This is a genomic window from Lacrimispora struthionigena (assembly GCF_048627165.1).
Classification (GTDB): domain Bacteria; phylum Bacillota; class Clostridia; order Lachnospirales; family Lachnospiraceae; genus Lacrimispora.
This window is the reverse complement of sequence record NZ_JBMBWP010000002.1, coordinates 978,795-1,003,426: the sequence shown is the minus strand read 5'-3', so window position 1 is coordinate 1,003,426 and position 24,632 is coordinate 978,795. Positions and strand designations below refer to the sequence as shown.

The window sequence follows — 24,632 nt, the reverse complement described above, 5'->3', positions numbered from 1 at the left end:
CAGTGTTACTTAATCAACGGTCAGTACAATAACAAAGCGTTCGATATCTTACAAATTTTATAATTATTGTTCGTTTACTGATTTATTTAAGGAGAATATTATGGCATACGAAAAAGCGGACCAACGGGTAAGATATACAAGGATGGTCATAAAAAACAGTTTACTGGAACTTATGAGAGAACGTCCTATCAGCAAAGTTACAGTGACAAATATATGCAGGAAAGCGGATATAAACCGCAATACTTTTTACTCACATTATGCAAATCAGTTTGAGCTTTTATCAAGTATTGAAGATGAGTTATATGAAGATATCAGACAGGTAGTGGGGCGTACTATGAACCTGGAAGGTTCTGGAAAACTATCATATGAAATTTGCAAGTATATAAAAGCAAATTGCAATATTTGCAAAGTATTATTCTCAGAGAATGAGAATAAAGATTTATTAAAACGTATTCTTTATATCAGCCATGATTTTAATATTGAAAAATGGAAGAATGAAGCAAAACAGATAGATCAAAAGTTATTCGATGATTGGTATACATTTACCGCATATGGCAGTATAGCCATAATAGAAAAGTGGGTCAATAGTGGTATGAAGGAAAGTCCAAGTAAAATAGCCGCCTTTATTGATAAAGCCACAGAAGCGGTACCGTATTTATAATAAATAGCAACTATCCTTTGCTTGATTTGCCTTTGCATTCACGATATTCTGAATAAAAGGAGGTATCTTTTATGTTTGATATAAAAAAATTTGGTGCATATATATCAAGGCTTCGTAAGAAAGCAGACATGACACAATCGGAACTTGCGGAACAACTCAACCTGACACGTCAGGCAATATCAAAATATGAATGCGGAGATAGTTTCCCCGATATATCTATTTTAATTGAAGTTGCAAATGTTTTCGACATCACTCTTGATGAACTTATAAGCTCTGGCAATCCAACTGAAAAGGAAGTCGCCATTCTTGAAAGTGCACTGGAAGGGCAGGATTTATGTTGTGAATTGGATAAGCAATGCATAACTGACATTGTTAATATTGCACCATTGTTAAAGCCAAGTCTGCTTGACAAAATGGCTAAAGGTCTTGCAAAACATGGAATCGATATTTCAAGCATTGTATCGCTTGCGGAATACATAAATGATGATGCAGTTGTTAAACTGCTGGAAAACGCAATGTATGACACAATCAATGAAAATTTGCTTGAGCGATTAATTCCGTTTCTTGACAGCAATTCAATTTCTATTATTTTTCAAAAAATTCTTAAAGGTGAACTTGATTATAGATTAATCAGGATTATGCTACCGTACGCAGAATATATCTATCCTCAGGTTGAAGCTGCAGTTTTATATGGCGTCCTTAATAAAAATGCGCTTCATATTCTAAGAGATTATGAATCTGAAAGTGATAGATTGAATATTGCAAAGTAATGAAATAAGGAGAGATATACGATGTATTCAGAATTAAATGAATTTAAGAAATATCCAATATCTGAAGATGTAGATAAATGGGTAGAGTCAATATGGAAAATGGCTAATTCAATAAAATGTGATGTTGAAATTCTTTCTGATAATGGATTTTCCTTTAGTTTTGGAATCAGACATGTAAAAAATGAGTTTACATATGTAAAATTCAAACCAGAAGGTATGGATGAGTTTTATGGGTACTGGCAACCAGCAATGTCCGGACCAGCACCATTACTGATCCATACTCCTGGATATAGTGCAGAAATCAGCACTCACCCAGAACTTGTGTCACAAGGATATAATGTTCTTCACATATCACCACTGGGATATGCCACACCAAATGGACCAGATGAAAGCAAACAACGGGATCATACATGGCCTGTATTGGCTGACACAATAACAAGCCATGCCGAAAAAGGATATAAACTATGGCTTGTTAACTGTATTTTGGCAATAAAGTGGGCAATGGAGCAAAGTGAAGTAATAGAGAATAGAGTTTCATTTTTTGGAACAAGTCAAGGCGGAGGCTGCTCTTTGTTATTAGGTTCCATTTTTAAAAATAAGGGAGTAAGATGTGTAGCGGCAGATGTACCTTTCCTTACTAATTTGCCTATGGCAAAGTGTGTGGGAGCTATTACTTATAATTACGAACCACTTTGTTCAATTGATAATATAGATGGTGGCTGGCAAGCTTTGGGATTTGTAGATACCATCTCTCATGTTAATAGATTAAATTGTCCTGTATTACTAACTGCAGGTGGAAAAGATAATATCTGTCCTGCTGAAGCTGTAAAATCTTTTTCTCAATTATATTCTGGTACTTGTTCTTATAATTATTTTGATAACTTAGAGCATAGATGTTCAAGAGAGTTTGCAACTCTTTTACAATCATGGGTACGTATGTATGCTTGACATGCTGTGCCCAGGTTACATCTCCCTACAACAGATCAGGACCTCCCCTTAGGCTTTCCTATAATAATCCATATCTGCTAAAATTCCCAAAACACTTGACGGGATATATTTTCTGGCTTATTATAAAAGAAATATAGTATTTCTAAACGAGGAAAGGTAATAACAAACATGAACTCCATACTTAAATGGGCAAAATTGGAATCTATTATGATCGCATTATTTCAGGTTAAGGCTAGAAGTGCGTCCAAATTTAATAGATTTAAAGTTAACCAGATAAGATTTTTGGAGTATTCAGATTAATTTCATTTGTTATTACGATGATAATTATAAGAATTGCGACCCAAAGCTTATTGGCTTTGGGTTTTTTGCGTTCATTTTTAAGAAAAGGCAGAAACCGGTTTTAATTAAAAGAAAGGTCAGGCAAAGTCATGATAGAGTTAAGTATTAATAATTTAACGAAATTTTATGGAGCAAATAAGATATTTGAAACAATAAGTTTTGAAGTGAAAACAGGGGAGAGGATTGGATTAATTGGCAAAAATGGGTGTGGGAAAACCACAATTATGAAGATTATTATGGGTAAGTTTAAGGAAAGTAACTTAAATTTCCAGGGATCAATTGAGGATACGGAGCAGGTGAAGGCCGGCGAAACTTTGTACGGGGAGGAGGCTTTGGAAGATTATCAGGCTGGTGAGGTAAATCTTCGTAAAGGGGTTAAGGTAGGGTATTTAAACCAGATACCTGTTTACAGTGAGGATACCAAAGCGATTGAAGTAATCCGCATGGCATTTCAAAAAGTTTTTGATTTAAAGAGACAGTTGTCAGCGCTTGAAGAAATGCTTCAGACTTTTTCAGGTGAGAAACTTGAAAAAGCACTGTTAAGTTACGGACGGCTCACCCAGGAGTATGAGATAGCCGGAGGATATGAGCTGGAGACGAAGATAAACAAGATAACAGAAGGACTTAAGATTAATGATAATTTGAAACAGCTGCCATTTCACAGTTTAAGCGGTGGAGAAAAAACCAGAGTGATTCTGGCGAAAATACTTCTTGAGGAGCCAGACATTTTGCTTCTTGATGAACCGACCAATCATCTGGACTTAGAGACCACAGAATGGCTGGAAAATTTCTTAAAGGATTATAAAGGTTCTGTCCTGATTATATCCCATGACAGGTATTTTCTGGATCATGTTGCTATGAAAATCGTGGAGTTAGAGTTTAGCCGGGCCAATATTTATCTGGGAAATTATAGCTATTATGTACTGGAAAAAGAGAGACGGTTCTTAATTGACTACAGGAATTATATCAATCAGCAGAAAAAGATCGAACAGATGGAAAAACAGATTGAACGATACCGTATCTGGGGTAATATGAGAGACAGTGAAGCGATGTTTAAGCGGGCAAAGGAATTGGAAAAACGATTGGAAAAGATTGAAGTGTTGGAAAAACCGGTCCTTGAAAGCAGGAAGGTGCGCCTTAATCAGGATAGTGCGAAACGTTCCGGAAAAATGGTATTAGAGACCGAACATTTAAGTAAAAGCTTTAGTGATATCGTATTATTAAAAGATATTGATATGAAAGTTTATTATCAGGACAGCGCCTGCATTATTGGGAAAAATGGTTGCGGCAAATCTACTCTGCTTAAGCTGATATTAGGAGAATTAAAACCAGATTACGGTACAGTAAAAATCGGCGCACAGGTAAAAATCGGTTATCTGCCCCAACAGGTTGTTTTTGAAGATGAGGACCAGACCATACTCGAGTACTTTTCAGGATTTCACAATATTACTTATGAAGATGCAAGAAACCAGCTGGCAAGAGTATTATTCTTTAAAGACGATGTTCATAAGAAAATAAGATTCTTGTCCGGTGGGGAAAAGAGCAGGTTAAGGTTATGTTCATTAACCTTTGAAAAAGTAAATTTTATGATTCTTGATGAGCCCACCAATCACCTGGATATTGATTCCAGAGAAGTGCTGGAGGAAACCTTATCCGCATTTGAAGGTACCCTGTTATTTGTATCCCATGACCGGTATTTTATCAATAAAGTCGCAGGTAAAATCATGTCATTTGAAAATAACCGTCTTATCACTTATCCGGGTGACTATACTTATTATCAGGAAGAATTGCAAAAGGCGGGAAAATGTGTGGACCTGTCAAACGAAAAGACCAAAGTATTCTCTAATGAAAAAAAACCGTCCTTAGGAACTGCAGTGAATCAAGACAGCATAACAGAAAACAGAACAAGAAAGTTAAATACGAAAAAGTTAGATATTCTTGAGAGCGAAATTGAAGCCATAGAAGCCGCATTAAAATCGCTGGAACAAGAAATAAATGATAATAGTACCAATTTTGCATATTTACAGGAACTATTTTTGAAAAAAGAAACTATGGAAAATGAACTGAATTGCGTATATGATAAATGGGAGAAATATCAGTAAACCTCTTGCATGTTACGTAACGTCATGTATTAGAATTAGGATAACATGAAAGGGAGGTGCATTATATGAGAGATAAATTTGTTATTAAGACAAAACAAGGAGAGGCTGAAATTACCTGGCCCCGAAATGAACAGCCCGGATTCTGCCCTAATTGTCACAAATGTGTTCCTTTTAACTCTATTAGTATCAAGATAGAAAATGGAGATTCTGAGGAAGACGATTCAGATATTGAGGCTGGCAAGATCGGCGAGTGCCCATATTGCCATCAGGCAATACCAGTTCGGGAAGTTATACTAAAAACGCCGAGAGGCATAAATTAAGGTGGAATCCCATGGTGAATCAGGAAAATTTGTTTACAATCGGAGAATTAGCACGTATAGGTGGTGTTACTGTACGGACACTTCAGTATTATGATGAACAGCATTTGCTAAAACCAATTATTACCGAAGGCGGAAGAAGAAAGTATACCCGAGAAGATGTTTTGCGCCTTGAACAGATTCTTTTCCTTAAATCATTGGGATTTTCATTAGAAGAAATTAATGAAAAAATATTAAATACATCAGCCGATTTGAAAAATATATTTACAATGCAGCGAAATGCACTCACTGGACAAATCGAACAACTAAATAATATCGTAGGGATGCTTGATACTGCCATAGCTGAAACAAATACCGATCAAGAGATCAATATGGATCGTCTGATCACGATTATGGAATCTATGAAACGTGGCAATCCTTATGCGTTTGTAATACGATATTTTAATGATGATCAGCTGAAAAGCTTCGCAATTCAACTATTTACCACACCTGATAATATGAAAGTAAAAGAAGTATTTGACAAATTGAAAGAGCTTTATGAAAAAGGTGCTGATCCGAAAGGCGAAGAAGGCCAGGAACTTGCAAAACGCTGGTGGAGCATGGTGAATGAATTTTCATCTGGAGATACTAATTTATTGATGTCACTGATCAACGCAGGTCTGGATATATCAAACTGGCCATATGAAGCCAGGGATATTCAAGAGCCTATAAAAAACTTCCTTGTAAAGGCACTGAATTTTTATATCCATAATAACGGCTTTCAATTAGGGATAGAAAATACAGAGTTGGAGAAATTTATATGACTAATAAAATAGAAAACATATTAACGCAGATCATACACGCCTTAGATGGAGTTGCCGGGATTGATGCCATCGTTTTGGGTGGTTCCCGGGCTACGGGTACGGCAAATAAAGATTCTGATATAGATATAGGAATATACTATGATGAGGCGTCATTTGACCTTACATCATTCAGACAAAAGGCAGTCTCACTTGATGATGAACACCGAATAAATATTATAACCGATCCCGGCCTATGGGGCCCGTGGATTAACGGCGGAGGCTGGTTGAAAATTGATGGTATTGCTGTAGATATTCTTTTCAGGAATACCCGAAAAGTGATTACTGTAATTGATGATTGTATTGATGGAAAAATCTCCATTGACTATCAATGCGGTCATCCGTTTGGGTTTGTGAGTTCTATTTATATGGGAGAGGTCGCATATTGCAAAATTTTGAGCAGCAATAACAGCCTTATCTCAGAACAGAAAAAAAGACTGTTAGAATTACCTAAAAGCTACCAGAAAGCAGTAATAGAAAAATTCTTATGGGAATGTGAGTTTTCAAAACAGTGCGGTACGAAGGCAATCGGAAAAGGAGATGTTCTATATGCTGCCGGTTCATTGTTTCGGTGTGCAATCAGCTTACTGCAAGTTCTGTATGCCATAAACGGGATGTATATTATTAATGAGAAAGGAAGTTTGGGGCGATTACTAATGCAAAAAGAAGCATTTATCCCTAAAGATTTTGCCAGTGACGTGGAAGCAGCATTATCTGGATTAAGTAAAAATACAATACAAGATTGTTTTGACAGAATTCAGGTTCAATATAATGAAATATCTAGTTACAGCAGGCAAATATTATAGATATATATCAAATAAACTTAGCAGGAGTATTTTCTAAATGAAGATACTCCTGCTTTTTTACTGTGGAGAACAGAAGGACTTGATGTCGAACTGTTTTAGAATTGTTAAGATATGGTAAGAAACCGTTAAGATCTCTTTATTACAATTATTTTGTATTAAAAATTTAGGGGGGTGATTTTTATTAAATTTCGTCATGAATGGAAACATGTAATAACTTACAGCGATATGATAACGGTTCGACAAAGATTAATTGCTGTTGCCAGGCAGGATTCTCATGCAGTAGAAGGAAAATATAAAATCCGAAGTTTATATTTTGATAATATGACGGATAAGGTTTTGCGTGAAAAGCTTGATGGCGTAGACAGAAGAGAAAAATTTCGAATTCGCTATTACAATGACAATACCGGGCTAATTCATCTTGAAAAGAAAAGTAAAATTAACGGGCTATGTAATAAAAAAAGCACAGTCCTTTCTATTCAGGAAGCTCAGTATATCGTGGAGGGGCAAACCCAATGGATGAAAATGAAAGAGGATGCATTGATACAGGAATTATATCTGAAAATGACAATGCAAGGTTTACGGCCAAAAACCATTGTGGACTACATAAGAGAACCCTTTGTCTATGAACCGGGAAATGTCCGTGTTACACTTGATTATGATATTCGTACGGGTCTTCAATGCATAGACTTTCTAAACGCTGACTGTCTTATGATTCCTGCGGGAGATTCCGGTATAATTATGGAGGTTAAATGGGATGAATTCCTGCCTTCCATTATACGAGATGTGGTTCAGCTTACTGGACGACGTGTAACAGCATTTTCTAAATATGCAGCTTGCCGTATCTATGGATAAAATTATATTTTAAGGAGAAATAAAAATTATGAAATTTAATGATATTTTTAAATCAAGCTTTCTGGAGAGGGTAACCAGTGTAAGTATTTTGGATATGATGCTGGCATTACTGCTATCTTTTTGTTTAGGACTGTTTATTTGCTACATATACAAAAAAACTTATAATGGAGTTATGTATTCTTCCAGTTTTTCGGTGTCCCTATTGGCATTGACTATGATTACTACAATTGTAATACTGGCTGTAACCTCCAATGTTGTTCTTTCTCTTGGTATGGTAGGTGCGTTATCAATTGTACGTTTTCGAACGGCCATTAAGGAACCACTGGATATAGCATTTTTATTTTGGTCGATTGCAGAAGGAATAATATTGGCTGCGGGTATGATACCTTTAGCGGTCATTGGCTGTCTTGTGATAGGTATTACACTCTTAGTTTTTGTTAATAGAAAAACTTATAGTAATCCGTATATAGTAATTCTTCAGTGTAATAGCCATAATGTTGAAATTAAGGCAAAGGAATATCTGGAAGCAAAAGCATTACGATGTGTTGTGAAAAATAAATCGGTCAGTAAAGGGTTGATTGATCTGAATATGGAAATCCGATTAAAAAATGATAATACCGACTTTATTAATGAATTATCGGAAATAGAAGGTGTTAATAGTGCTGTATTAGTGAGCTATAATGGAGATTACATGGGATAGGAGGAAAGAGATGTCAACCCACAAGTGGATGGATAAAATATGTATTGCTGCTATACTTCTTGCTCTGATTGTTACAGTAATATTTATGAATGGGAAAAATATTGGAATTGTATCAGCAACAAAGACATCGGGGTATGAAGACCGACTGTTTGATAATTCCCGTGTTCACAATATTGATATTGTTATGCAGGATTGGGATAAATTCATCACATCCTGCACAGATAAAAAATATTCCCCCTGTACTGCTGTAATTGATGGTAAGAAGTATGCGAATGTGGGTATACGTGCAAAAGGTTCCTCTTCTCTTGAAGGAGTAACGGAAACAGGCAGTTCCAGATATAGCTTTAAGATTAAATTCAATCAATATGAAAAGGCGACAAACTATTATGGCCTTGATAAATTATCATTGAACAATATCATTTATGATAACACCTATATGATGGATTACCTGACCTATCAGATGATGAGGGATTTCGGTGTCAGCGGTCCTTTGTGCAGCTATACTACTATTACAGTTAATGGAAAAAAGTGGGGGTTTTATCTGGCTGTTGAGGGTTTGGAAAAATCATTTTTAAAGAGAAATTATGGAAGTAATCATGGTAATCTTTATAAGCCAGAAAGTTCAGCTGTTGAAGTAGAAAATGCAGAAAATACAGTGAATCAGGATGAATCTGATGAAAGTAACTTTGCAGATGCTAATTTACAATATATTGATGAAAATCCCGACAGCTATTCTCTTTTTTTTAACAATGCCAAAATGAAAATTAAGGCAAAAGACAAGAAGCGATTTATTTCATCTATAAAGGATTTAAATAATGGAACTAATCTGGAAAATGTTATAGATGTAGAAAAAGTGATTCGTTATTTTGTTGTTCATAATTTTGTGGTAAATGGTGATAGCTACACAGGCGAATCTGCACACAATTATTATCTCTATGAAAAGGGTGGTAAATTAACCATGATACCCTGGGACTATAATATGTCCTTTGGTACATTTGATGTGGGCGACTCTACGACAGCTGTTAATACACCAATAAATGATGCACTGAACAATCGTCCTATGCAGAGCTGGATTTTTCAAAATGAAAAATATACTAAAATATATCATAAGTATTACAACGAATTTCTTGATTCTACAGACATCATAAAAAGAATTGAAGACACGAAAGAACTCATAGAATCTTATGTTGAAAAGGACCCAAGTAAGTTTTGTACCTATGAAGAGTATCAGAAAGCAGTCCGTGTATTGAATAGTTTTTGCAATTTAAGAGTAAAAAGTATTCAAGGTCAGTTGAATGGAACCATACCTTCAACAAGTGAAGGGCAGAAGATGGATCGTACTTCACTGATTGATGCATCTAGTATTAATATATCTGATATGCAGGACAAGAAAATACCAGGCGGCGGTGGCGCGGGGGATAATGAGCTAAATACTGTAGCTGGTAAATAATGGATTGCAGGAGTATTTTCAAAATGATGAAGGTACTTCTGCTTTTTTATATCCGCCATAATTATAAGTCAGTTTACAATATCATTTTTTATTCCTTTATAGAGTATGTAACGAAACAATATAAAACGCCGGCAACATATTAATTCAGTTATAACAAGGAGGAAATAAAAATGAATGTGACGAATTATAACTACGGAGAAGCATTACAAAAAGCAATCATGTTTTATGAGTTCCAGCGTTCAGGAAAACTGCCAGACACCATCCGGAACAACTGGAGAGGGGATTCCGGTCTGACAGACGGTGCAGACGCCGGACTTGATCTGACCGGTGGCTGGTACGATGCAGGAGATCACCCAAAATTCAACCTGCCGATGGCGTACACGGCGGCGATGCTAGCCTGGAGTGTTTATGAATCAAGGGATGCATTAGAGCAGAGTGGTCAGCTTGATTATTTGTTAGAGGAGATTAAGTGGGCAACCGACTATCTGATAAAATGCCATCCATCTGCCAATGTATTCTACTATCAGGTAGGTGACGGCAATGCTGATCATTCCTGGTGGGGTCCTGCAGAGGTGATGCAGATGGTACGCCCGTCCTTTAAGGTGGATTTATCAAGGCCTGGTTCTTCCGTAGCAGGCGGGGCAGCAGCAGCTTTAGCCGCAGCAGGAGCTATATTTGCAGAAAGTAATCCAACTTATGCCGCAGAATGCATCCGTCATGCCAAAGAACTTTTTACTTTTGCAGATACCACCAAGAGTGATGCAGGTTATACCGCAGCCAATGGTTTTTACACCTCATACAGCGGCTTTTATGATGAGCTTAGCTGGGCAGGCACCTGGCTTTATCTTGCAACAGGTGAAACCACTTATTTAAACAAAGCAGAATCCTATGTGGGAAACTGGGGGACACAATCCCAGACCAATACCATTGCTTACAAATGGGCTCATAACTGGGACGATGTACATTATGGTACAGAAATCCTTCTTGCCAGAATCACAAACAAGGCAATCTATAAGACTGCCGCAGAAATGCATTTGGATTACTGGTCCACCGGTTATAACGGAGAACGTATTTCCTATACGCCCAAAGGTCTTGCCTGGCTGGATTCCTGGGGAGCTTTGCGATATGCCACTACCACCGCCTTCTTAGCAAGTGTTTATGCAGACTGGTCCGGCTGTACAGCTTCCAGGGCAGCAGCTTATATTGCCTTTGCCAAGCAGCAGGTGGACTATGCACTGGGCAGCGCAGGACACAGTTTTGTAGTTGGCTTTGGAGTGAATCCTCCAAAGAGACCTCACCACAGAACTGCTCACAGTTCCTGGGCTGACAGTCAGACCGTTCCCACTTATCACAGACACACAATCTACGGTGCTTTAGTTGGCGGTCCAGGAAGAGATGACAGCTACACCGATGAGATAGGTAATTATGTAAATAATGAAATTGCCTGTGATTACAATGCAGGATTTGTAGGTGCCCTTGCTAAGCTATATGGCAGGTACGGCGGAATGCCTATTGCTGATTTTAAAGCAATTGAACCGGTAACCAATGATGAGTTTTTTGTTGAAGCTGGAATCAATGCTTCCGGCAGCAATTTTATAGAAATTAAGGCACTCTTAAACAACCAATCCGGATGGCCGGCAAGAATGGGAGATAAGCTGTCCTTTAAATACTTCATCGATATTTCTGAAATAACAAAGTTAGGATATAAGGCTACAGATATTACAGTAACCACCAACTACAATAACGGTGCTGTTGTATCCAAATTACTGCCCTGGAATAAAGAGGCCAATATCTATTATGTCAATGCAGATTTTACCGGAACCAGAATTTATCCAGGCGGACAGTCTGCTTACAGAAAAGAAGTACAGTTTCGGATTGCAGCCCCAGCAGGAGTAACCTGGAACAATGCTAATGATTTTTCCTATAAGGATCTTTCAGGAGTAAATTATGGAAATACCGTAAAAACCCCATATATTCCGGTATATGATGCAGGAGTAAAAGTATTTGGCAATGAACCAGGCGTTTCCGTATAGTTCCAGTATAATTCTAATAGAGTGTTCTGCTATTCGGCTCATTAAATCCCCAAACCAGTTGGTTTGGGGATTATTTAAATTATTTCAACTGCATTCTTGACATACAAATAAAAAGGATGCATACTTGATATATAAAATCAAGTTAGTAAAAACTAACCTGTTAAAGGAAGCGAAACAGTGTATCAGTCAGAAGTAGATGGCGTAGAAGATAAAGGAGGTTATGTATAACATGAAATCAGAACAATTAGAACGAATGAAGCATGGTGCAGGATTCATTGCAGCATTGGATCAGAGCGGAGGAAGTACACCGAAAGCTTTGAGAGATTATGGAATTGAGTCGTCACAATACCATACAGAGGATGAGATGTATGATCTGATTCAGCAGATGAGAAGCCGGATTATTGCAAGCAAGGCATTTTCGTCCAATCATATTTTAGGGTCAATCCTGTTTGAAAAAACAATGGAACGTAAAATTGACAACCTGTATACTGCAGATTATCTATGGGAGAAAAAAGGGATTGTCCCATTTCTGAAAATTGACAATGGACTGGATGAACAAAAGGACGGGGTTCAGTTGATGAAGCCGATTCCTAAACTGTATGAGCTTTTAGATAGAGCGGCCGCCAGAAATATTTTTGGAACAAAGATGCGTTCCGTTATTCATGAAGCGAACAGGGCGGGTATTCATGCGATTGTAGAACAACAGTTTGAATTAGGTCAGAAAATTTATGATGCAGGATTTATACCAATTGTGGAACCGGAGGTAGATATTCATAGCAGCAGCAAACAAGAAGCAGAGGAAATGCTGATTGAGGAAATTATAAGCCATCTGAAAAAACTGGATGGTTCAATGAACATTATGCTGAAGGTGTCTATCCCTTCTGTGGCTGGAGCTTACAATGATCTAATGAGTGATCCGGGGATTGTGCGGATTGTGGCACTATCCGGTGGTTACAGCCGCAAAGAGGCAGATGAACTGTTAAAGCAGAATCCAAAACTGATAGCCAGCTTTTCCAGAGCACTTCTATCTGACCTTTCAGTAAAGCAGACACAGCAGGAATTTGATGTGGCATTATTGAAAGCAATTACTGAAATTTACGAAGCATCCTTATAGGGAGGGATCGAATATGAGCCATCAATTAGTATTGCTCCGTCATGGAGAAAGTATCTGGAATTTAGAAAATCTGTTTACTGGCTGGACGGATGTTGACTTATCAGAAGCCGGAAAAGAGGAAGCGAGAGAAGCTGGCCGGTTGTTTAAGGAGCAGGGATATGAGTTTGACGTCTGCTATACCTCCTATTTGAAACGTGCAATCCATACGCTGAATTTTGCCTTAGAGGAAATGGATTCAGAATGGCTGCCTGTAATAAAGGCGTGGCAGCTTAATGAGCGCCATTACGGGACATTACAGGGATTAAATAAGTCCCAGACGGCTGAAAAATACGGAGAAGAACAGGTGAGAATCTGGCGGCGTTCTTTTGATGTACAGCCCCCGTCTTTAGAGCCGCAGGATGAAAGGAATCCGGCTCATCAGAAAGCATATCAAGATGTGGCGGAAAACCAATTACCGTTGGCAGAAAGTCTGAAAGATACCATCGCACGGGTTATTCCTTACTTTGAGAAGCAGATCAGACCACAGCTTATGGCTGGAAAAAGGGTACTGATTACAGCTCATGGAAATTCTCTGAGGGCGCTGGTTATGTATCTGGAGCATCTTTCCCAGCAGGAAATCGTGGAACTTAATCTGGCTACGGGCATACCACTTGTGTATAGTCTAGATGATACTCTCTCGGTTATAGGAAAGCAGTTTTTAGGAAATCCTGATGTGATAGCCGCAAAAATGAAGATGGTAGCAAATCAGGGAAAAACAAAAACAATAGAAAGACTCTGATTGATAAAAAACATAGAAAGTCACCTAAAGGTCACTCTGATCTTGGTGGCTTTTTGTTTGTCACATCATATCGACGGAGGATATTCCTTTCTTGATGCATTGGCGGAGGACAACGAGCTGGCCCAAAAATCTCTGGAAATCAACGAGAATATACAAAATTCACTTGACAATAAAGAATAAAAGCACTATATTTATAACGGTGTTATGAAACACTGTTTTGAATACAGGAGGATAATTAATGGCAAAGCAAATCGAAGGCGTTTATGAAAAAGTGTATGAATGTGCGAAGAAGGAATTCTTAAACAAAGGATTCAAGGATGCCTCTCTTCGGACCATTGCACAGGAGGCGGGTACCAGTACAGGGTCCATATATACACGTTTTCATAATAAAGAAGGATTGTTCCACGCCATCGTATTTACGGTTGTGGATGAATTAAAATTATGGTTCTTAGATGTTCAGGAGTCATTTCATAATAAGGATTCCCAGTATCAGAAGAATAATATGTTCCATTATAGTAGTATGGAAGCTGAAACATTGGTTGCTTATATTTATGACCACTATGATGAATTTAAACTATTATTAGAATGTGCGGAAGGAACAGAATTTTCTGATTTTTTAAATCAACTGGTGGAAATTGAAATGGAGTATACCGAGAAATACATGGAAGCCACTAAGGATGATGCGCTCAAAAATGGTACGGTTACATCAGAATTTCTCCATATTGTAACAAGTGCATATTTTTCTGGAATATTTGAAATGGTGCGTCATGATATGAAACGAGAAGATGGCATGCGGTATGCAAAACAGCTAAGAGAATTTTATTATGCCGGGTTTGCTAAAATTTACAATTGGAAATAAGTGAATCCATGCCTGAAATGCGGGGTTACCCGCAATTTTTTAAAACATAAGGTTAGATAAAACTAACCAAAAGGAGGACTTATGGAACAAAAAAATCAAAGCCCGCTAAGACGAATATGGGCATTGGCAGAAACAGAACATAAAAAACTTGAGTTTGCAATTGTCATGGCAGTTTTAGGGGTATTGTCCGGTTTTATTCCTTATTTTTGTGCTGGAATGATTATTATCAAGTTACTTAATCAGACTGCCAATATGTCTGACTGCATTCCCTGGCTTGCGCTCGCCTTAGTTGGCAGCATAGGAAAAGTACTGCTTACTACATTTTCAACTGCCTTGTCTCATAAGGCGACTTTTGCAGTACTGGCAGAAGTACGAAATAATTGCGTACATAAACTGGCAAAACTGTCCATGGGAACATTGCAGAATCAATCGGTTGGAAGATGGAAAAGTATTTTGGTTGACCAGATTGAGAGCATGGAAACAACACTTGCACATCTGTTTCCAGAAATGACTTCCAATGTGTTATCACCGTTACTGCTAATCATTACACTGTTCTTTGTTGATTGGAGACTGGCATTGCTATCGATTGCAACGATTCCAATTGGCATGATATTTATGATGGCTACGATGAAAACTTATCCTGCAAAATATCGGGAATCAGTTCAGATTGGTAAGAAAATGAATGATTCCATTGTAGAGTATATCAATGGAATAGAGGTAATCAAGGCTTATAATCAGGGGAATGAAGCGTATGCTGGTTATGAGGAAGCTGTGAATGCAAATGCGTCATTTTTTTATAACTGGATGAAAAGTACACAGTTTGGTATGGCGTGCTATCGGAACTTCAGTCCTGCTGTTTTGATCGGGGTATTGCCTGTGGGATTAGCGTTTTACTTAAGCGGAAACATTACCTCTACTGATTTAATCATGGTCATAATATTATCCATGGGAATTGTTGGCCCGATTATTGCTGCTACAAATTTTATCGACTCCCTGGCACAGGCCGGTACCATAATCGAGTCCATTGAAACTATTTTAAATGCACCAGAACAACATCACCCCAAGGAACCTGCTGCACTTGCAGGAATGGATATTGAAATGAATCATGTTTCTTTTGCTTACGAAAAAGAACAGGGAAATATATTAACTGATATTACTTTAAAAATCCGCGAAGGAACGGTTAATGCTTTTGTAGGGCCCAGCGGAAGTGGAAAATCAACGATTACAAAGCTGATTGCTGGTTTCTGGGATATTGAAACAGGCAGTATCCGAATTGGTGGAAAAGAAATCAGTGAAATTCCACTGACACAGATTGCAGATCAGATTGCATATGTATCTCAGGATAATTTCCTGTTTGATGATACCATCCGGGAAAATATCAGAATGGGGAAAGAACATGCAACGGATAAAGAAGTGGAAGCGGTGGCAAAAAAAGCAGGTTGCGATGCTTTTATACGAGGGCTTGAACATGGGTATGAAACAAGAGTTGGTGGTGGTGGAGCCCATCTTTCCGGTGGAGAACGGCAAAGAATTGCCATTGCAAGAGCTATGTTAAAAGATGCCCCTATTGTCATACTGGATGAAGCAACTGCTTATATTGACCCGGAGAATGAAGCTATTCTTCAAAAAGCAATCTCAAAGTTGGTACAGGGAAAAACATTGATTATGATTGCACATCGATTATCGACGATTGTTGATGCAGATCAGATTCTTCTGGTGGATCAGGGAAAAATACAAGATACGGGAACCCACCAACAATTACTACAAAAATCAGAATTATATCAGAAGATGTGGAATGCCCATATCGGAGCAAAGGATGGTGAATTGGTATGATAGAAATTTTTCGTAAAATATGGCTGTTTGCTGGCGAAGAGCAAAAAAATATTCGCAACTCTATCCTTGTGGGATTTTTAAATGCTATCTTTCATATGTTACAGATTGGAGCGATTTTTTTAACCATTCAGGCACTGGTTGAAAAAGATACAAAGAATACTATCATATGGTATGTGCTGGGACTTATGATTGTTAGTATTGCAGGTAAAATTGTCACAAATTATTTTTCCCAGCTTCAACAGACACATGCAGGATATTTTATGGCCGCTAATAAAAGAATATTCATTGGAAACAGAATGAAATTAATACCAATGGGAATTTTTAACCAAAGTAGTCTTGGGATTATTACAGGAATCAGTACTACGGTTTTGGGAGATGTGGAAACGACTGCACCAATGGTCATGGTTCTGACTTTAGGTGGGTTTATCACTACCATTGTATTTACCATTTACATGCTGGTCTTTGACTGGAGAATGGGAATGATTGTAGCGGCGGGTATTCTTTTGTTCTGCATGATTACTTCTGCTATGGAAAAAAAATCAAGAGATACAGCACCAAAAAGACAAAAAGCGCAGGCGGTACTTGTAGAAAACATATTAGAAACGATTCAGGGAATGGGAATCGTAAAATCCTTCAACCTTAGTAAAATCGATGATAAGAAGGTAGATAAAGCAATCGAAAACAGTAAAAACACCAATCTGGCTATGGAACAGCTGATTATACCTTATACCATTATGCAGGAAGGGATATTACGGATATTCAGCGTGATCATGATGGCAGCAGCATTATATTTCTATTTTAATGGAACCATGCAGCTTACTTATTCCCTGATGTTTATCGTTGTTTCTTTTATTATTTTTGAACAGATAGAATCAGCAGGACATGGTGTGTCAATTCTACGTGTTTGCGGCAGTTCTATCGAGCAGGCAAATCAGATGGATGATGTACCATTAATGGACGAAATAGGGGAAATCATAAAGCCGGAAAATCATGAAATCACATTTGAACATGTAGATTTTTCCTATGAGAAGAGGCAGATTTTAAAAGATATGAATCTTCAGATTAAGAACAAAACAATGACTGCCATCATTGGGCCAAGTGGCTCTGGAAAATCTACAATTTGTAATTTAATTGCAAGATTTTGGGATGTAGATAATGGAAAAATCATGATTGGCGGAAAAAACATAAAGGATTATACTTTGGAGTCCTTAATGGACCAAATCAGCATGGTGTTTCAAAATGTATATCTTTTTGGTGATACCATTGAAAATAATATTCGCTTTGGAAGGCCAGAAGCAACCAGGGAAGAGGTTATAAAGGCAGCAAAAAAAGCGTGCTGTCATGAATTCATCAGCAGTCTTCCCAAAGGGTATGATACGTTAGTCGGAGATAAGGGGTTTGCACTTTCCGGAGGAGAAAAGCAGAGAATATCTATAGCAAGAGCTATTTTAAAGGATGCCCCAATTATCATTTTCGATGAGGCGACAGCCAATGTAGACCCGGAGAATGAAGCGCATTTACAAAGAGCTTTTGAAGAACTGACCAGAAATAAAACAATCATTATGATCGCACACCGATTAAAAACAGTCCGGCATGCAGATCAGATTCTTGTAGTAGATGGAGGAAGAATTGTCCAAAAAGGAAAGCATGCGGAACTAATTGAACAGAATGGAATATACAGTCGCTTTGTTGGGGAAAGAAAAGAAGCGGTATCCTGGAGTGTTTAAAGAGTTACATTCAGATAAATATAAAGATATGAGGTGATGGTGGCGGAGTTAGGCAGATCCCAAGAAGACTATTTAGAAGCAATCCTGATTTTAAAAATGAGAAAAGGCGAAGTACATTGCTCTGATATAGCAGATTTTATGAAGTTTTCCAGACCAAGTGTGTCCTATGCTATAAAAGAGCTTCGAAAGAAGGAATTCGTGCAAATGAATAGGAATGCAAGTCTTGAATTGTCAGAAAAAGGAAGAGTGCTGGCAGAAAAGATTTATGAACGTCATGAATTCTTTAAAAAAATACTCATCGAAGCAGGGGTGCAGCAAGAGATAGCTGAAAAAGAAGGTTGCTTTATGGAACATGTTTTATGTGATGATAGCTTTCAAAAATTGAAAGAGTATTGGAACGAAAAAAGTAGGTAATAAATACACAGGTGCATACGTCGCTATGGACGAGTGCACCTGTTTGTAATGATGATCAGTGGACTTTGTATTTTTATTAAAGGATAAGGCAAAAGATGAATGAAAGACAGATAACGGATTTTTTTAATTCAGAGGTACAAAAGACAGTGCGTGAAGACGGCTGTTCTGTATATAAGATGCAAAATGAAACTGGTGAGGGCGTAATTACACGATACGAAATATTTCATGGCATTGAACTATTCTATAATGATTTTCATATGAAAGACGGACAAAATGAAAATAAACTTCCACACCCTGATGTGCTTGAAATCAATCATTGCAGAGAAGGAAGATTTGAGTGTGTTTTTAGTAATGGTGATTGTCAATATGTTGGAGCAGGTGACCTTGCAATCAATCGACTGACAAATGAAACCATATCTACCACATTTCCATTCTCTCATTATCATGGAATTTCTATTACAATTGACTTGAATGAAGCAGTAACCACATTAAAGCAGGTTGAAAATGTGCTGGGTGGACTGCACATTGATTTGTGTCAGATCGGGGAGCGGCTTTGTAAAAAAAATACTTGTATGGTTTTGCGAAGTCATAACTATATTGAACATATATTTTCTGAGTTTTATCGAGTAACTCCAAAAATGATAGCCCACTATTTGAAAGTTAAAGTATTAGAGCTGCTTATGTTTTTGAATGATGTCCAGGTTTGTGAATATGAGGAGGAACGTCGATATTTTTCAAAGAATCAGGTACAAGTGATAAAACAAATGCAAGCATACATGATTTCGGACTTACATAGGCATTACACATTGAAAGAACTTTCCAATAAATTTGATATTTCTCTTACTTCCATGAAAGTGTGTTTTAAAGGTGTTTTTGGGTGTTCTATCTACTCTTATATGAAATCATATCGTATGCAGGCGAGCATACTTTTATTGCGCAGCACCACACAAAGCATTACAGAAATTGCCATGAAAATGGGCTATGATAACCCAAGTAAGTTTTCAGAGGCGTTTAAAAAAGAATTTGGAGAATTGCCGTCCGAATATAGAAAGAAGTTGTCTAAATAGTGGGATAATGGTCCGTTCAGAGTGGCGAATTAACCTATAATTGTTTAAACTTTTATCTGCGAGAGCGGATGACTTTCGAGCGCTATAATGCGCTCCTTTTTTTGAATGCAGGTTAGCTTAACCTAACTAAAGCGAAGGAGGTGAATGTACATGAAACAGAGTATGAAAATATATATTCTAAAAAAACTGATTGAGTTGATATTTACATTATTTTTTGTGACGCTGCTTTCGTTTCTATTGATGCGCCTCTCATCCGTTGATCCAGCAACTGCATATGCGAAGCGAATGATAGGAAGCCCAACAACAGAACAAATCGAAGCAATACGGATACAGTTGGGATTTGATAAACCTTTACTGATTCAATACGGATCCTGGGTAATTGATTTACTTCACTTTGATCTTGGGACATCACTGGCAAATGGACATGAGGTCTGGAAGGATATTGCAACAGCTTTTCCCAAAACACTTGGAATTGTTTTCCTGGCATCCATATTTCAAATTATTACTATTATTGTGTTGAGCTGTACCACATATTTGTTACCCTGGAAGATTCCCCAAAAAGCCCTGCAGATCATTTGTATTTTAGGTGTGTCTGTCCCTTCTTTTTACCTGGCAACGGTATATTTGGATTTCTTTGCAGTAAAAAAATCACTGATTTCTGTGACAGGGAATACCAGTTTTCTCAGTTACATATCGCCGGCACTTTGCATGGGGATATTTGGGGCTTCCTTCTATACTCCAATGTTAATGGATGCACTGGTGCATGAAAGCAGGGAAGACTATGCATTCTATGCCCGTTGCCGTGGGTTGTCGGAGGGCAGACTTTTATTTTACCATTTTCTCCCCAGAGCCGCAGTTGGGCTGATTCCTAACTTCCTGCAGAGTATAGGTCTGGCGCTGGCAAATGCAACTGTAATTGAGCAGATTTTTTCCATACCGGGATTTGGTTATCTGATTGTCAATCATGTGTTGGATCGAGATACGCCTATGATTCATGCAGAGGTGTTTTTCCTTGCTCTGGCAATTGCCTTATGCAATATTGTTGCAGATTTGATACAGTGGGCAATTCAAAGAAAAAAGGAGGTGGCATAAGTGAAAAAGAAGAGAGCAGCACACAGTCTTTCCATTTTAATTCCCATGCTTGTGCTTGTGTTATTTTTAATCGGATATCTATTTGCACCTAATAATCCGATGGAATCTAATCTTTTGACAAGATTTCAAAAACCGTCCATTACGTACCCGTTTGGTACCGATCAATTAGGACGATGTATTTTCTCACGAATTCTTTATGGAGGATGGACAACACTTGGAATCGTGCTGGGCGGATCGATGATGGTCTTTTTGCTGGGGACAATCATCGGTATGGCAACAAGCCGTGCAGTAATGAAAGGCAATACTTTAATTGACGGACTCATCAATGCAGTCACAGCAATACCGCCGATTGCATACCTGATTGTATTTATAGGCGCATGGGGGAGTGGAGCGAAAACCACGTTATTTGCGCTGACTGTATCCTATATTCTTCGCTATATTAAACTGGTGCGAACCCGCGTTGATATGGAAACAGGAAAAGCCTATGTTATGTGTGCTATTGCTTCAGGAGCTTCAAAATTACGAATATTGATGATTCATATCCTTCCTAATTTAATTGCAGAAATGATACGCTTTCTCTGTTTATCTTGTGCAGATATGATACTGGCAATTACTGCTTTTTCCTTTATTGGATTAGGATTGGGAGATAGTGTTGTAGATTGGGGCAGCATGATTCTGGATGCACGTGGTGCACTGGTTCTCCATCCTGCCATGATTCTGTACCCGATCGGTGCCGTTATTTTATCCACGCTTTGTTTTAATATTCTGGGCAGGCGCTTGACAGAAATGGAGGTGACATGATGTTGAAAATCAACCAACTAAGTGTAAAGGAAAAATCAGGCCGTCTCCTGTTGGATCAAGTGTCATTGGAGATACCTTCCGGGGGAATCATTGGACTTACCGGCCATAGTGGTTCAGGAAAAACCACATTGCTGCGAAGTATATTTGGAATGCTGCACTCGGACTGTCAAATAAAAGATGGTAAAATTTTCATGGATGACACAGATTTACTTTGCCTGTCCCGCAGGGAGCATCGTGGCTTGTGTGGGAAAAAGATTGGTTTTATACCCCAGAACCCAATGACTGCTTTTGACAGCCGATTGAAAATAGGCTATCAAATTCAGGAGACTTTTCAAAGACGGTTAGAATTGAATCAATCCAATGCAATTGCACTGGCAATTGAAAAACTGGATTTGGTCAATTTAAAGGATACACAAAGAGTGCTGAATGCATATCCTGGTGAACTTTCTGGAGGGATGCTGCAACGAGTGGCTGCAGCCATGTTATTAGGAATGTCACCCAATTATATTCTTGCGGACGAGCCAACGGCTGCACTGGATGAAGAAAACCGTAATCTGCTGTTAGATGTGTTGGGAAAGAAAATGCAGGATCAGGGCATTCTGTTTGTTTCCCATGATGTGGACGCACTCCAAAAATTTTGTAACAATGTTTATGTGCTTGGAGCAGGAAGGGTAATCGAACAAGGCAGTATGGATCAACTATTAACGAAACCGCAAACGAATTGGATGAACCGATTCGCTAGTTTAAGCAGGATTGAAAGCAGAGGTAGATGGGAGTGGGAGAAATTGTAATACAACATGTCAATCAGATTTATCGCAGTGAAAAACAAGGTACGTTTCATGCGCTTTGTGATATTAACATCCACTTGGAAAAAGGTGAAAATCTGGCAATAGAAGGGGAAAGTGGTTCTGGTAAAAGTACGTTGGCAAGATTGCTGGTTGGTATGGAAAAACCCACATCCGGAACCATTTTATTAGATGGTGAAGATATTACACAGTGGAATTATCGTACATGGAAAAGCCATCGTAAAAAGATACAAGCCGTATTTCAGGATTCTTCCGGTACACTAAATCCAGCAAGATCAGCATTTTCTAATGTTGAAGAAGCACTGATTAATTTGACCTCCTATAACCGAAAAGAACGAAAACAACGTATCTATGATTTGATGGATGCTGTCCACATGGATCATAAGATGCTGGATACCCCAGTGCGACGTCTCTCAGGCGGAGAACAGCGCCGCCTGTCGTTGCTTCGGGCTATGGCTATAGAGCCTGATTATTTAATTATGGACGAAGTGACAAGCGGTCTCGATTTGATTTCAACCGATGCCGTACTTACCTTAGTAGAGAACGCTTCAAAACTGCACCGCTGTTCCTGCATTTTTGTAACGCATAGCCGGAAAGATGCTATGCGAATTTCTGATAAGATTGCAATTATGCAAAAAGGAAGGATTGTGGAGCAAGGGCATCTGATAAAAGAAACCTCAACATAGAAAGGATAGAAATAACATGAAAAAAACTTGGAAAAAAACACTTTCGACGATCTTAAGCGGCGTTCTCCTCACATTTTGCCTGGCTGGCTGCGGGCAAAATACAAAAACGCCTGAAGCAGGCCAGTCATTATCCACAAAGGTATTAACTATTTGTACCGCAAAGGAGCTGGACAACCTTACAACTCTAACCATGAATAAAGAAAATAATATTGCCTGCGGTCTCGTATATGAAACGCTGGTGGCATATGAAAACGGTAAGATTGTTCCCAAACTGGCAAAAGAATGGAGCTGGGACGAATCCAATACGGTACTCACATTCAATCTGCAACAGGGAGTCTCTTTTACCGATGGAACGGAATTTAATGCGGATAGTGTAAAAGCAATTTTGGAATTTGATCGTTCTAACTCCAATTTTAGTGGCATTAAGGGTATTTATAATATCCAGAGTGTTAAGGCAATTGATAAATATACGGTTGCTGTTCATTATGAAGCTCCATGCTTCTCCTATTTAAATGATTTCTGCTTTCAGAATGTTGCTGGCATGATGTCACCAAATGCCTTTGAAGCAGGTAATTTCCAGACATTTAAGAATGTTGTAGGAACAGGCCCTTATGTAAGAAAAGAGATGATTTCTGGAGACTGCACCCGCTTTGTTCGCAACGAAAAATATTGGGGGAAAGCACCGTATTATGATGAGGTAATTGTAAAATATATTCCGGAGGCTTCTTCCCGACTACAGGCATTACAGACGGGAGAAGTAGATATGATTTATGGTGCAGAACTAATTACATACGATGATTATAATCAGGCAATTACGTTAAAAGGGATTCGTGGTGAAATAAATGAAGGCAATACGCTGACCCGCAATCTGGTGCTAAATGCTGCCCGTCAGGAGTTGAGTGATGTTAAGGTTCGTGAAGCAATTGCGTATGCAATTAATAAGCAGGAGATCACTGAGGGACTGACTTACGGATATGAAACTCCGGCCACAACCTTATTCAGTGAAGGCGCACCTTATACAGATATTAATTACAACACCATACGAAAATTTGATTTAGACAAGGCAAATGCACTGCTTGATGAAGCGGGCTGGGTGTTAAACGAAAAAACAGGGTTCAGGGAGAAAGATGGGAAAGCGCTGACGCTTAATTACACTTATTGGGCAGACATCTCTCTGGCTCAGGAAATGGCTTTGGCAATCAAAACCCAGCTTGCTAAAACAGGTATCAATGTTGTGACCACCGGACAAGATCAGATGACCTGGTGGACGGAAGGTGTTGCTGGCAACTATGACATTACTACTTGGAACACGGAAGGTTCCTATACGGAACCCCACAAATTCCTTCAGGAAACTCTGGGCGCTGATCCTCATGCAGTTTCTCTGCAGGCATTAGATGATTTTACTGATTATTCTGCTGCAGTTAAGCAGTTTTCTACAACTGCGGATCTTAATGCAGTTAAGGATTCCATTGCCACAGCATTAAACATATCAAATGACAACGTGATTGACCTGCCTGTCTCATATTCAAAAGATCTGGTAGTGTATAATAGTTCTAAAATTGCAGGATACACTTTTTCCAGCGTTCCGCAGTTTTTTGATATCAATAATGTTCTTCCTGTTCAATAATATTTCTCCCT

General features: G+C 38.4%; 24 protein-coding genes. All 24 read left to right on the top strand.

The features are described from left to right. Positions 1-100 precede the first annotated feature (100 nt). The 24 genes from ACOAOT_RS13650 to ACOAOT_RS13535 all read left to right on the top strand — a co-directional run bounded on the left by ACOAOT_RS13650 (position 101) and on the right by ACOAOT_RS13535 (position 24,621). The gene (locus ACOAOT_RS13650) at positions 101-661 is read left to right on the top strand and encodes a TetR/AcrR family transcriptional regulator (RefSeq protein ID WP_420217496.1); all 561 of its coding nucleotides are present in this window, start codon (positions 101-103) and stop codon (positions 659-661) included. Positions 662-732: 71 nt separating this feature from the next. Next, a complete protein-coding gene (locus ACOAOT_RS13645; protein ID WP_420217495.1) occupies positions 733-1,431 on the top strand; it encodes a helix-turn-helix domain-containing protein in 699 nt (232 codons plus the stop codon). 21 nt (positions 1,432-1,452) lie between these two features. After that, on the top strand, positions 1,453-2,379 hold the full coding sequence (locus ACOAOT_RS13640) for an acetylxylan esterase (protein WP_420217494.1): 927 nt from the start codon (positions 1,453-1,455) through the stop codon (positions 2,377-2,379). Positions 2,380-2,807: 428 nt separating this feature from the next. Further along, positions 2,808-4,820, top strand: coding sequence for a ribosomal protection-like ABC-F family protein (abc-f, locus tag ACOAOT_RS13635; protein ID WP_420217493.1), 2,013 nt, complete (start codon positions 2,808-2,810; stop codon positions 4,818-4,820). 65 nt (positions 4,821-4,885) lie between these two features. Then, positions 4,886-5,140, top strand: coding sequence for a hypothetical protein (locus ACOAOT_RS13630; protein WP_420217492.1), 255 nt, complete (start codon positions 4,886-4,888; stop codon positions 5,138-5,140). An 11-nt stretch (positions 5,141-5,151) separates the two neighbouring features. Beyond that, positions 5,152-5,940 (top strand): MerR family transcriptional regulator, encoded by a 789-nt coding sequence (locus tag ACOAOT_RS13625; protein ID WP_420217491.1) that lies wholly within the window; start codon positions 5,152-5,154, stop codon positions 5,938-5,940. Beyond that, entirely contained in the window at positions 5,937-6,782 is an 846-nt protein-coding gene (locus tag ACOAOT_RS13620; RefSeq protein WP_420217490.1) for a nucleotidyltransferase domain-containing protein, read from the top strand. Before ACOAOT_RS13625 ends, ACOAOT_RS13620 begins: the two co-directional genes overlap by 4 nt. 171 nt (positions 6,783-6,953) lie before the next feature. Beyond that, positions 6,954-7,634 (top strand): polyphosphate polymerase domain-containing protein, encoded by a 681-nt coding sequence (locus tag ACOAOT_RS13615; RefSeq protein ID WP_420217488.1) that lies wholly within the window; start codon positions 6,954-6,956, stop codon positions 7,632-7,634. 28 nt (positions 7,635-7,662) lie between these two features. After that, positions 7,663-8,334 carry a DUF4956 domain-containing protein gene (locus ACOAOT_RS13610; RefSeq protein WP_420217487.1) on the top strand — a complete coding sequence of 224 codons (672 nt, stop codon included), beginning with the start codon at positions 7,663-7,665 and terminating at the stop codon, positions 8,332-8,334. Between the two features lie 10 nt (positions 8,335-8,344). Beyond that, entirely contained in the window at positions 8,345-9,784 is a 1,440-nt protein-coding gene (locus ACOAOT_RS13605) for a CotH kinase family protein (RefSeq protein WP_420217486.1), read from the top strand. A gap of 170 nt (positions 9,785-9,954) precedes the next feature. After that, positions 9,955-11,817, top strand: coding sequence for a glycoside hydrolase family 9 protein (locus ACOAOT_RS13600; RefSeq protein WP_420217485.1), 1,863 nt, complete (start codon positions 9,955-9,957; stop codon positions 11,815-11,817). Between the two features lie 229 nt (positions 11,818-12,046). Continuing rightward, a complete protein-coding gene (locus ACOAOT_RS13595; protein ID WP_420217484.1) occupies positions 12,047-12,931 on the top strand; it encodes a fructose bisphosphate aldolase in 885 nt (294 codons plus the stop codon). A gap of 13 nt (positions 12,932-12,944) precedes the next feature. Further along, the gene (gpmA, locus tag ACOAOT_RS13590; RefSeq protein WP_420217483.1) at positions 12,945-13,709 is read left to right on the top strand and encodes a 2,3-diphosphoglycerate-dependent phosphoglycerate mutase; all 765 of its coding nucleotides are present in this window, start codon (positions 12,945-12,947) and stop codon (positions 13,707-13,709) included. Between the two features lie 57 nt (positions 13,710-13,766). Continuing rightward, positions 13,767-13,889 carry a hypothetical protein gene (locus tag ACOAOT_RS13585; RefSeq protein ID WP_420217482.1) on the top strand — a complete coding sequence of 41 codons (123 nt, stop codon included), beginning with the start codon at positions 13,767-13,769 and terminating at the stop codon, positions 13,887-13,889. Positions 13,890-13,947: 58 nt separating this feature from the next. Beyond that, complete coding sequence (locus ACOAOT_RS13580) at positions 13,948-14,568, top strand: TetR/AcrR family transcriptional regulator (protein WP_420217481.1); 621 nt, start codon at positions 13,948-13,950, stop codon at positions 14,566-14,568. 81 nt (positions 14,569-14,649) lie between these two features. Continuing rightward, complete coding sequence (locus ACOAOT_RS13575) at positions 14,650-16,401, top strand: ABC transporter ATP-binding protein (protein ID WP_420217480.1); 1,752 nt, start codon at positions 14,650-14,652, stop codon at positions 16,399-16,401. Then, on the top strand, positions 16,398-18,128 hold the full coding sequence (locus ACOAOT_RS13570) for an ABC transporter ATP-binding protein (RefSeq protein WP_420217479.1): 1,731 nt from the start codon (positions 16,398-16,400) through the stop codon (positions 18,126-18,128). Before ACOAOT_RS13575 ends, ACOAOT_RS13570 begins: the two co-directional genes overlap by 4 nt. Before the next feature lie 36 nt (positions 18,129-18,164). Next, entirely contained in the window at positions 18,165-18,542 is a 378-nt protein-coding gene (locus ACOAOT_RS13565; RefSeq protein WP_420217478.1) for a metal-dependent transcriptional regulator, read from the top strand. Positions 18,543-18,637: 95 nt separating this feature from the next. After that, positions 18,638-19,609, top strand: coding sequence for a helix-turn-helix domain-containing protein (locus tag ACOAOT_RS13560; protein WP_420217477.1), 972 nt, complete (start codon positions 18,638-18,640; stop codon positions 19,607-19,609). A gap of 150 nt (positions 19,610-19,759) precedes the next feature. Further along, positions 19,760-20,701 (top strand): ABC transporter permease, encoded by a 942-nt coding sequence (locus ACOAOT_RS13555; RefSeq protein WP_420217476.1) that lies wholly within the window; start codon positions 19,760-19,762, stop codon positions 20,699-20,701. Beyond that, positions 20,702-21,502 (top strand): ABC transporter permease, encoded by an 801-nt coding sequence (locus ACOAOT_RS13550; RefSeq protein ID WP_420217475.1) that lies wholly within the window; start codon positions 20,702-20,704, stop codon positions 21,500-21,502. After that, positions 21,499-22,293 carry an ATP-binding cassette domain-containing protein gene (locus ACOAOT_RS13545; protein ID WP_420217474.1) on the top strand — a complete coding sequence of 265 codons (795 nt, stop codon included), beginning with the start codon at positions 21,499-21,501 and terminating at the stop codon, positions 22,291-22,293. The genes ACOAOT_RS13550 and ACOAOT_RS13545 overlap by 4 nt, the downstream gene beginning before the upstream one ends. Then, on the top strand, positions 22,272-22,994 hold the full coding sequence (locus tag ACOAOT_RS13540; RefSeq protein WP_420217473.1) for an ATP-binding cassette domain-containing protein: 723 nt from the start codon (positions 22,272-22,274) through the stop codon (positions 22,992-22,994). The genes ACOAOT_RS13545 and ACOAOT_RS13540 overlap by 22 nt, the downstream gene beginning before the upstream one ends. A gap of 16 nt (positions 22,995-23,010) precedes the next feature. After that, a complete protein-coding gene (locus ACOAOT_RS13535; RefSeq protein WP_420217472.1) occupies positions 23,011-24,621 on the top strand; it encodes a nickel ABC transporter substrate-binding protein in 1,611 nt (536 codons plus the stop codon). The last annotated feature ends 11 nt before the right edge of the window (positions 24,622-24,632 follow it).

Bases quoted from the DNA above. Each gene is read 5' to 3' on its own strand.
- ACOAOT_RS13650 (WP_420217496.1), top strand. From the start codon at position 101: ATGGCATACGAAAAAGCGGACCAACGGGTAAGATATACAAGGATGGTC.
- ACOAOT_RS13645 (WP_420217495.1), top strand. From the start codon at position 733: ATGTTTGATATAAAAAAATTTGGTGCATATATATCAAGGCTTCGTAAG.
- ACOAOT_RS13640 (WP_420217494.1), top strand. From the start codon at position 1,453: ATGTATTCAGAATTAAATGAATTTAAGAAATATCCAATATCTGAAGAT.
- abc-f (WP_420217493.1), top strand. From the start codon at position 2,808: ATGATAGAGTTAAGTATTAATAATTTAACGAAATTTTATGGAGCAAAT.
- ACOAOT_RS13630 (WP_420217492.1), top strand. From the start codon at position 4,886: ATGAGAGATAAATTTGTTATTAAGACAAAACAAGGAGAGGCTGAAATT.
- ACOAOT_RS13625 (WP_420217491.1), top strand. From the start codon at position 5,152: ATGGTGAATCAGGAAAATTTGTTTACAATCGGAGAATTAGCACGTATA.
- ACOAOT_RS13620 (WP_420217490.1), top strand. From the start codon at position 5,937: ATGACTAATAAAATAGAAAACATATTAACGCAGATCATACACGCCTTA.
- ACOAOT_RS13610 (WP_420217487.1), top strand. From the start codon at position 7,663: ATGAAATTTAATGATATTTTTAAATCAAGCTTTCTGGAGAGGGTAACC.
- ACOAOT_RS13605 (WP_420217486.1), top strand. From the start codon at position 8,345: ATGTCAACCCACAAGTGGATGGATAAAATATGTATTGCTGCTATACTT.
- ACOAOT_RS13600 (WP_420217485.1), top strand. From the start codon at position 9,955: ATGAATGTGACGAATTATAACTACGGAGAAGCATTACAAAAAGCAATC.
- ACOAOT_RS13595 (WP_420217484.1), top strand. From the start codon at position 12,047: ATGAAATCAGAACAATTAGAACGAATGAAGCATGGTGCAGGATTCATT.
- gpmA (WP_420217483.1), top strand. From the start codon at position 12,945: ATGAGCCATCAATTAGTATTGCTCCGTCATGGAGAAAGTATCTGGAAT.
- ACOAOT_RS13580 (WP_420217481.1), top strand. From the start codon at position 13,948: ATGGCAAAGCAAATCGAAGGCGTTTATGAAAAAGTGTATGAATGTGCG.
- ACOAOT_RS13575 (WP_420217480.1), top strand. From the start codon at position 14,650: ATGGAACAAAAAAATCAAAGCCCGCTAAGACGAATATGGGCATTGGCA.
- ACOAOT_RS13570 (WP_420217479.1), top strand. From the start codon at position 16,398: ATGATAGAAATTTTTCGTAAAATATGGCTGTTTGCTGGCGAAGAGCAA.
- ACOAOT_RS13565 (WP_420217478.1), top strand. From the start codon at position 18,165: ATGGTGGCGGAGTTAGGCAGATCCCAAGAAGACTATTTAGAAGCAATC.
- ACOAOT_RS13560 (WP_420217477.1), top strand. From the start codon at position 18,638: ATGAATGAAAGACAGATAACGGATTTTTTTAATTCAGAGGTACAAAAG.
- ACOAOT_RS13555 (WP_420217476.1), top strand. From the start codon at position 19,760: ATGAAACAGAGTATGAAAATATATATTCTAAAAAAACTGATTGAGTTG.
- ACOAOT_RS13545 (WP_420217474.1), top strand. From the start codon at position 21,499: ATGATGTTGAAAATCAACCAACTAAGTGTAAAGGAAAAATCAGGCCGT.
- ACOAOT_RS13540 (WP_420217473.1), top strand. From the start codon at position 22,272: ATGGGAGTGGGAGAAATTGTAATACAACATGTCAATCAGATTTATCGC.
- ACOAOT_RS13535 (WP_420217472.1), top strand. From the start codon at position 23,011: ATGAAAAAAACTTGGAAAAAAACACTTTCGACGATCTTAAGCGGCGTT.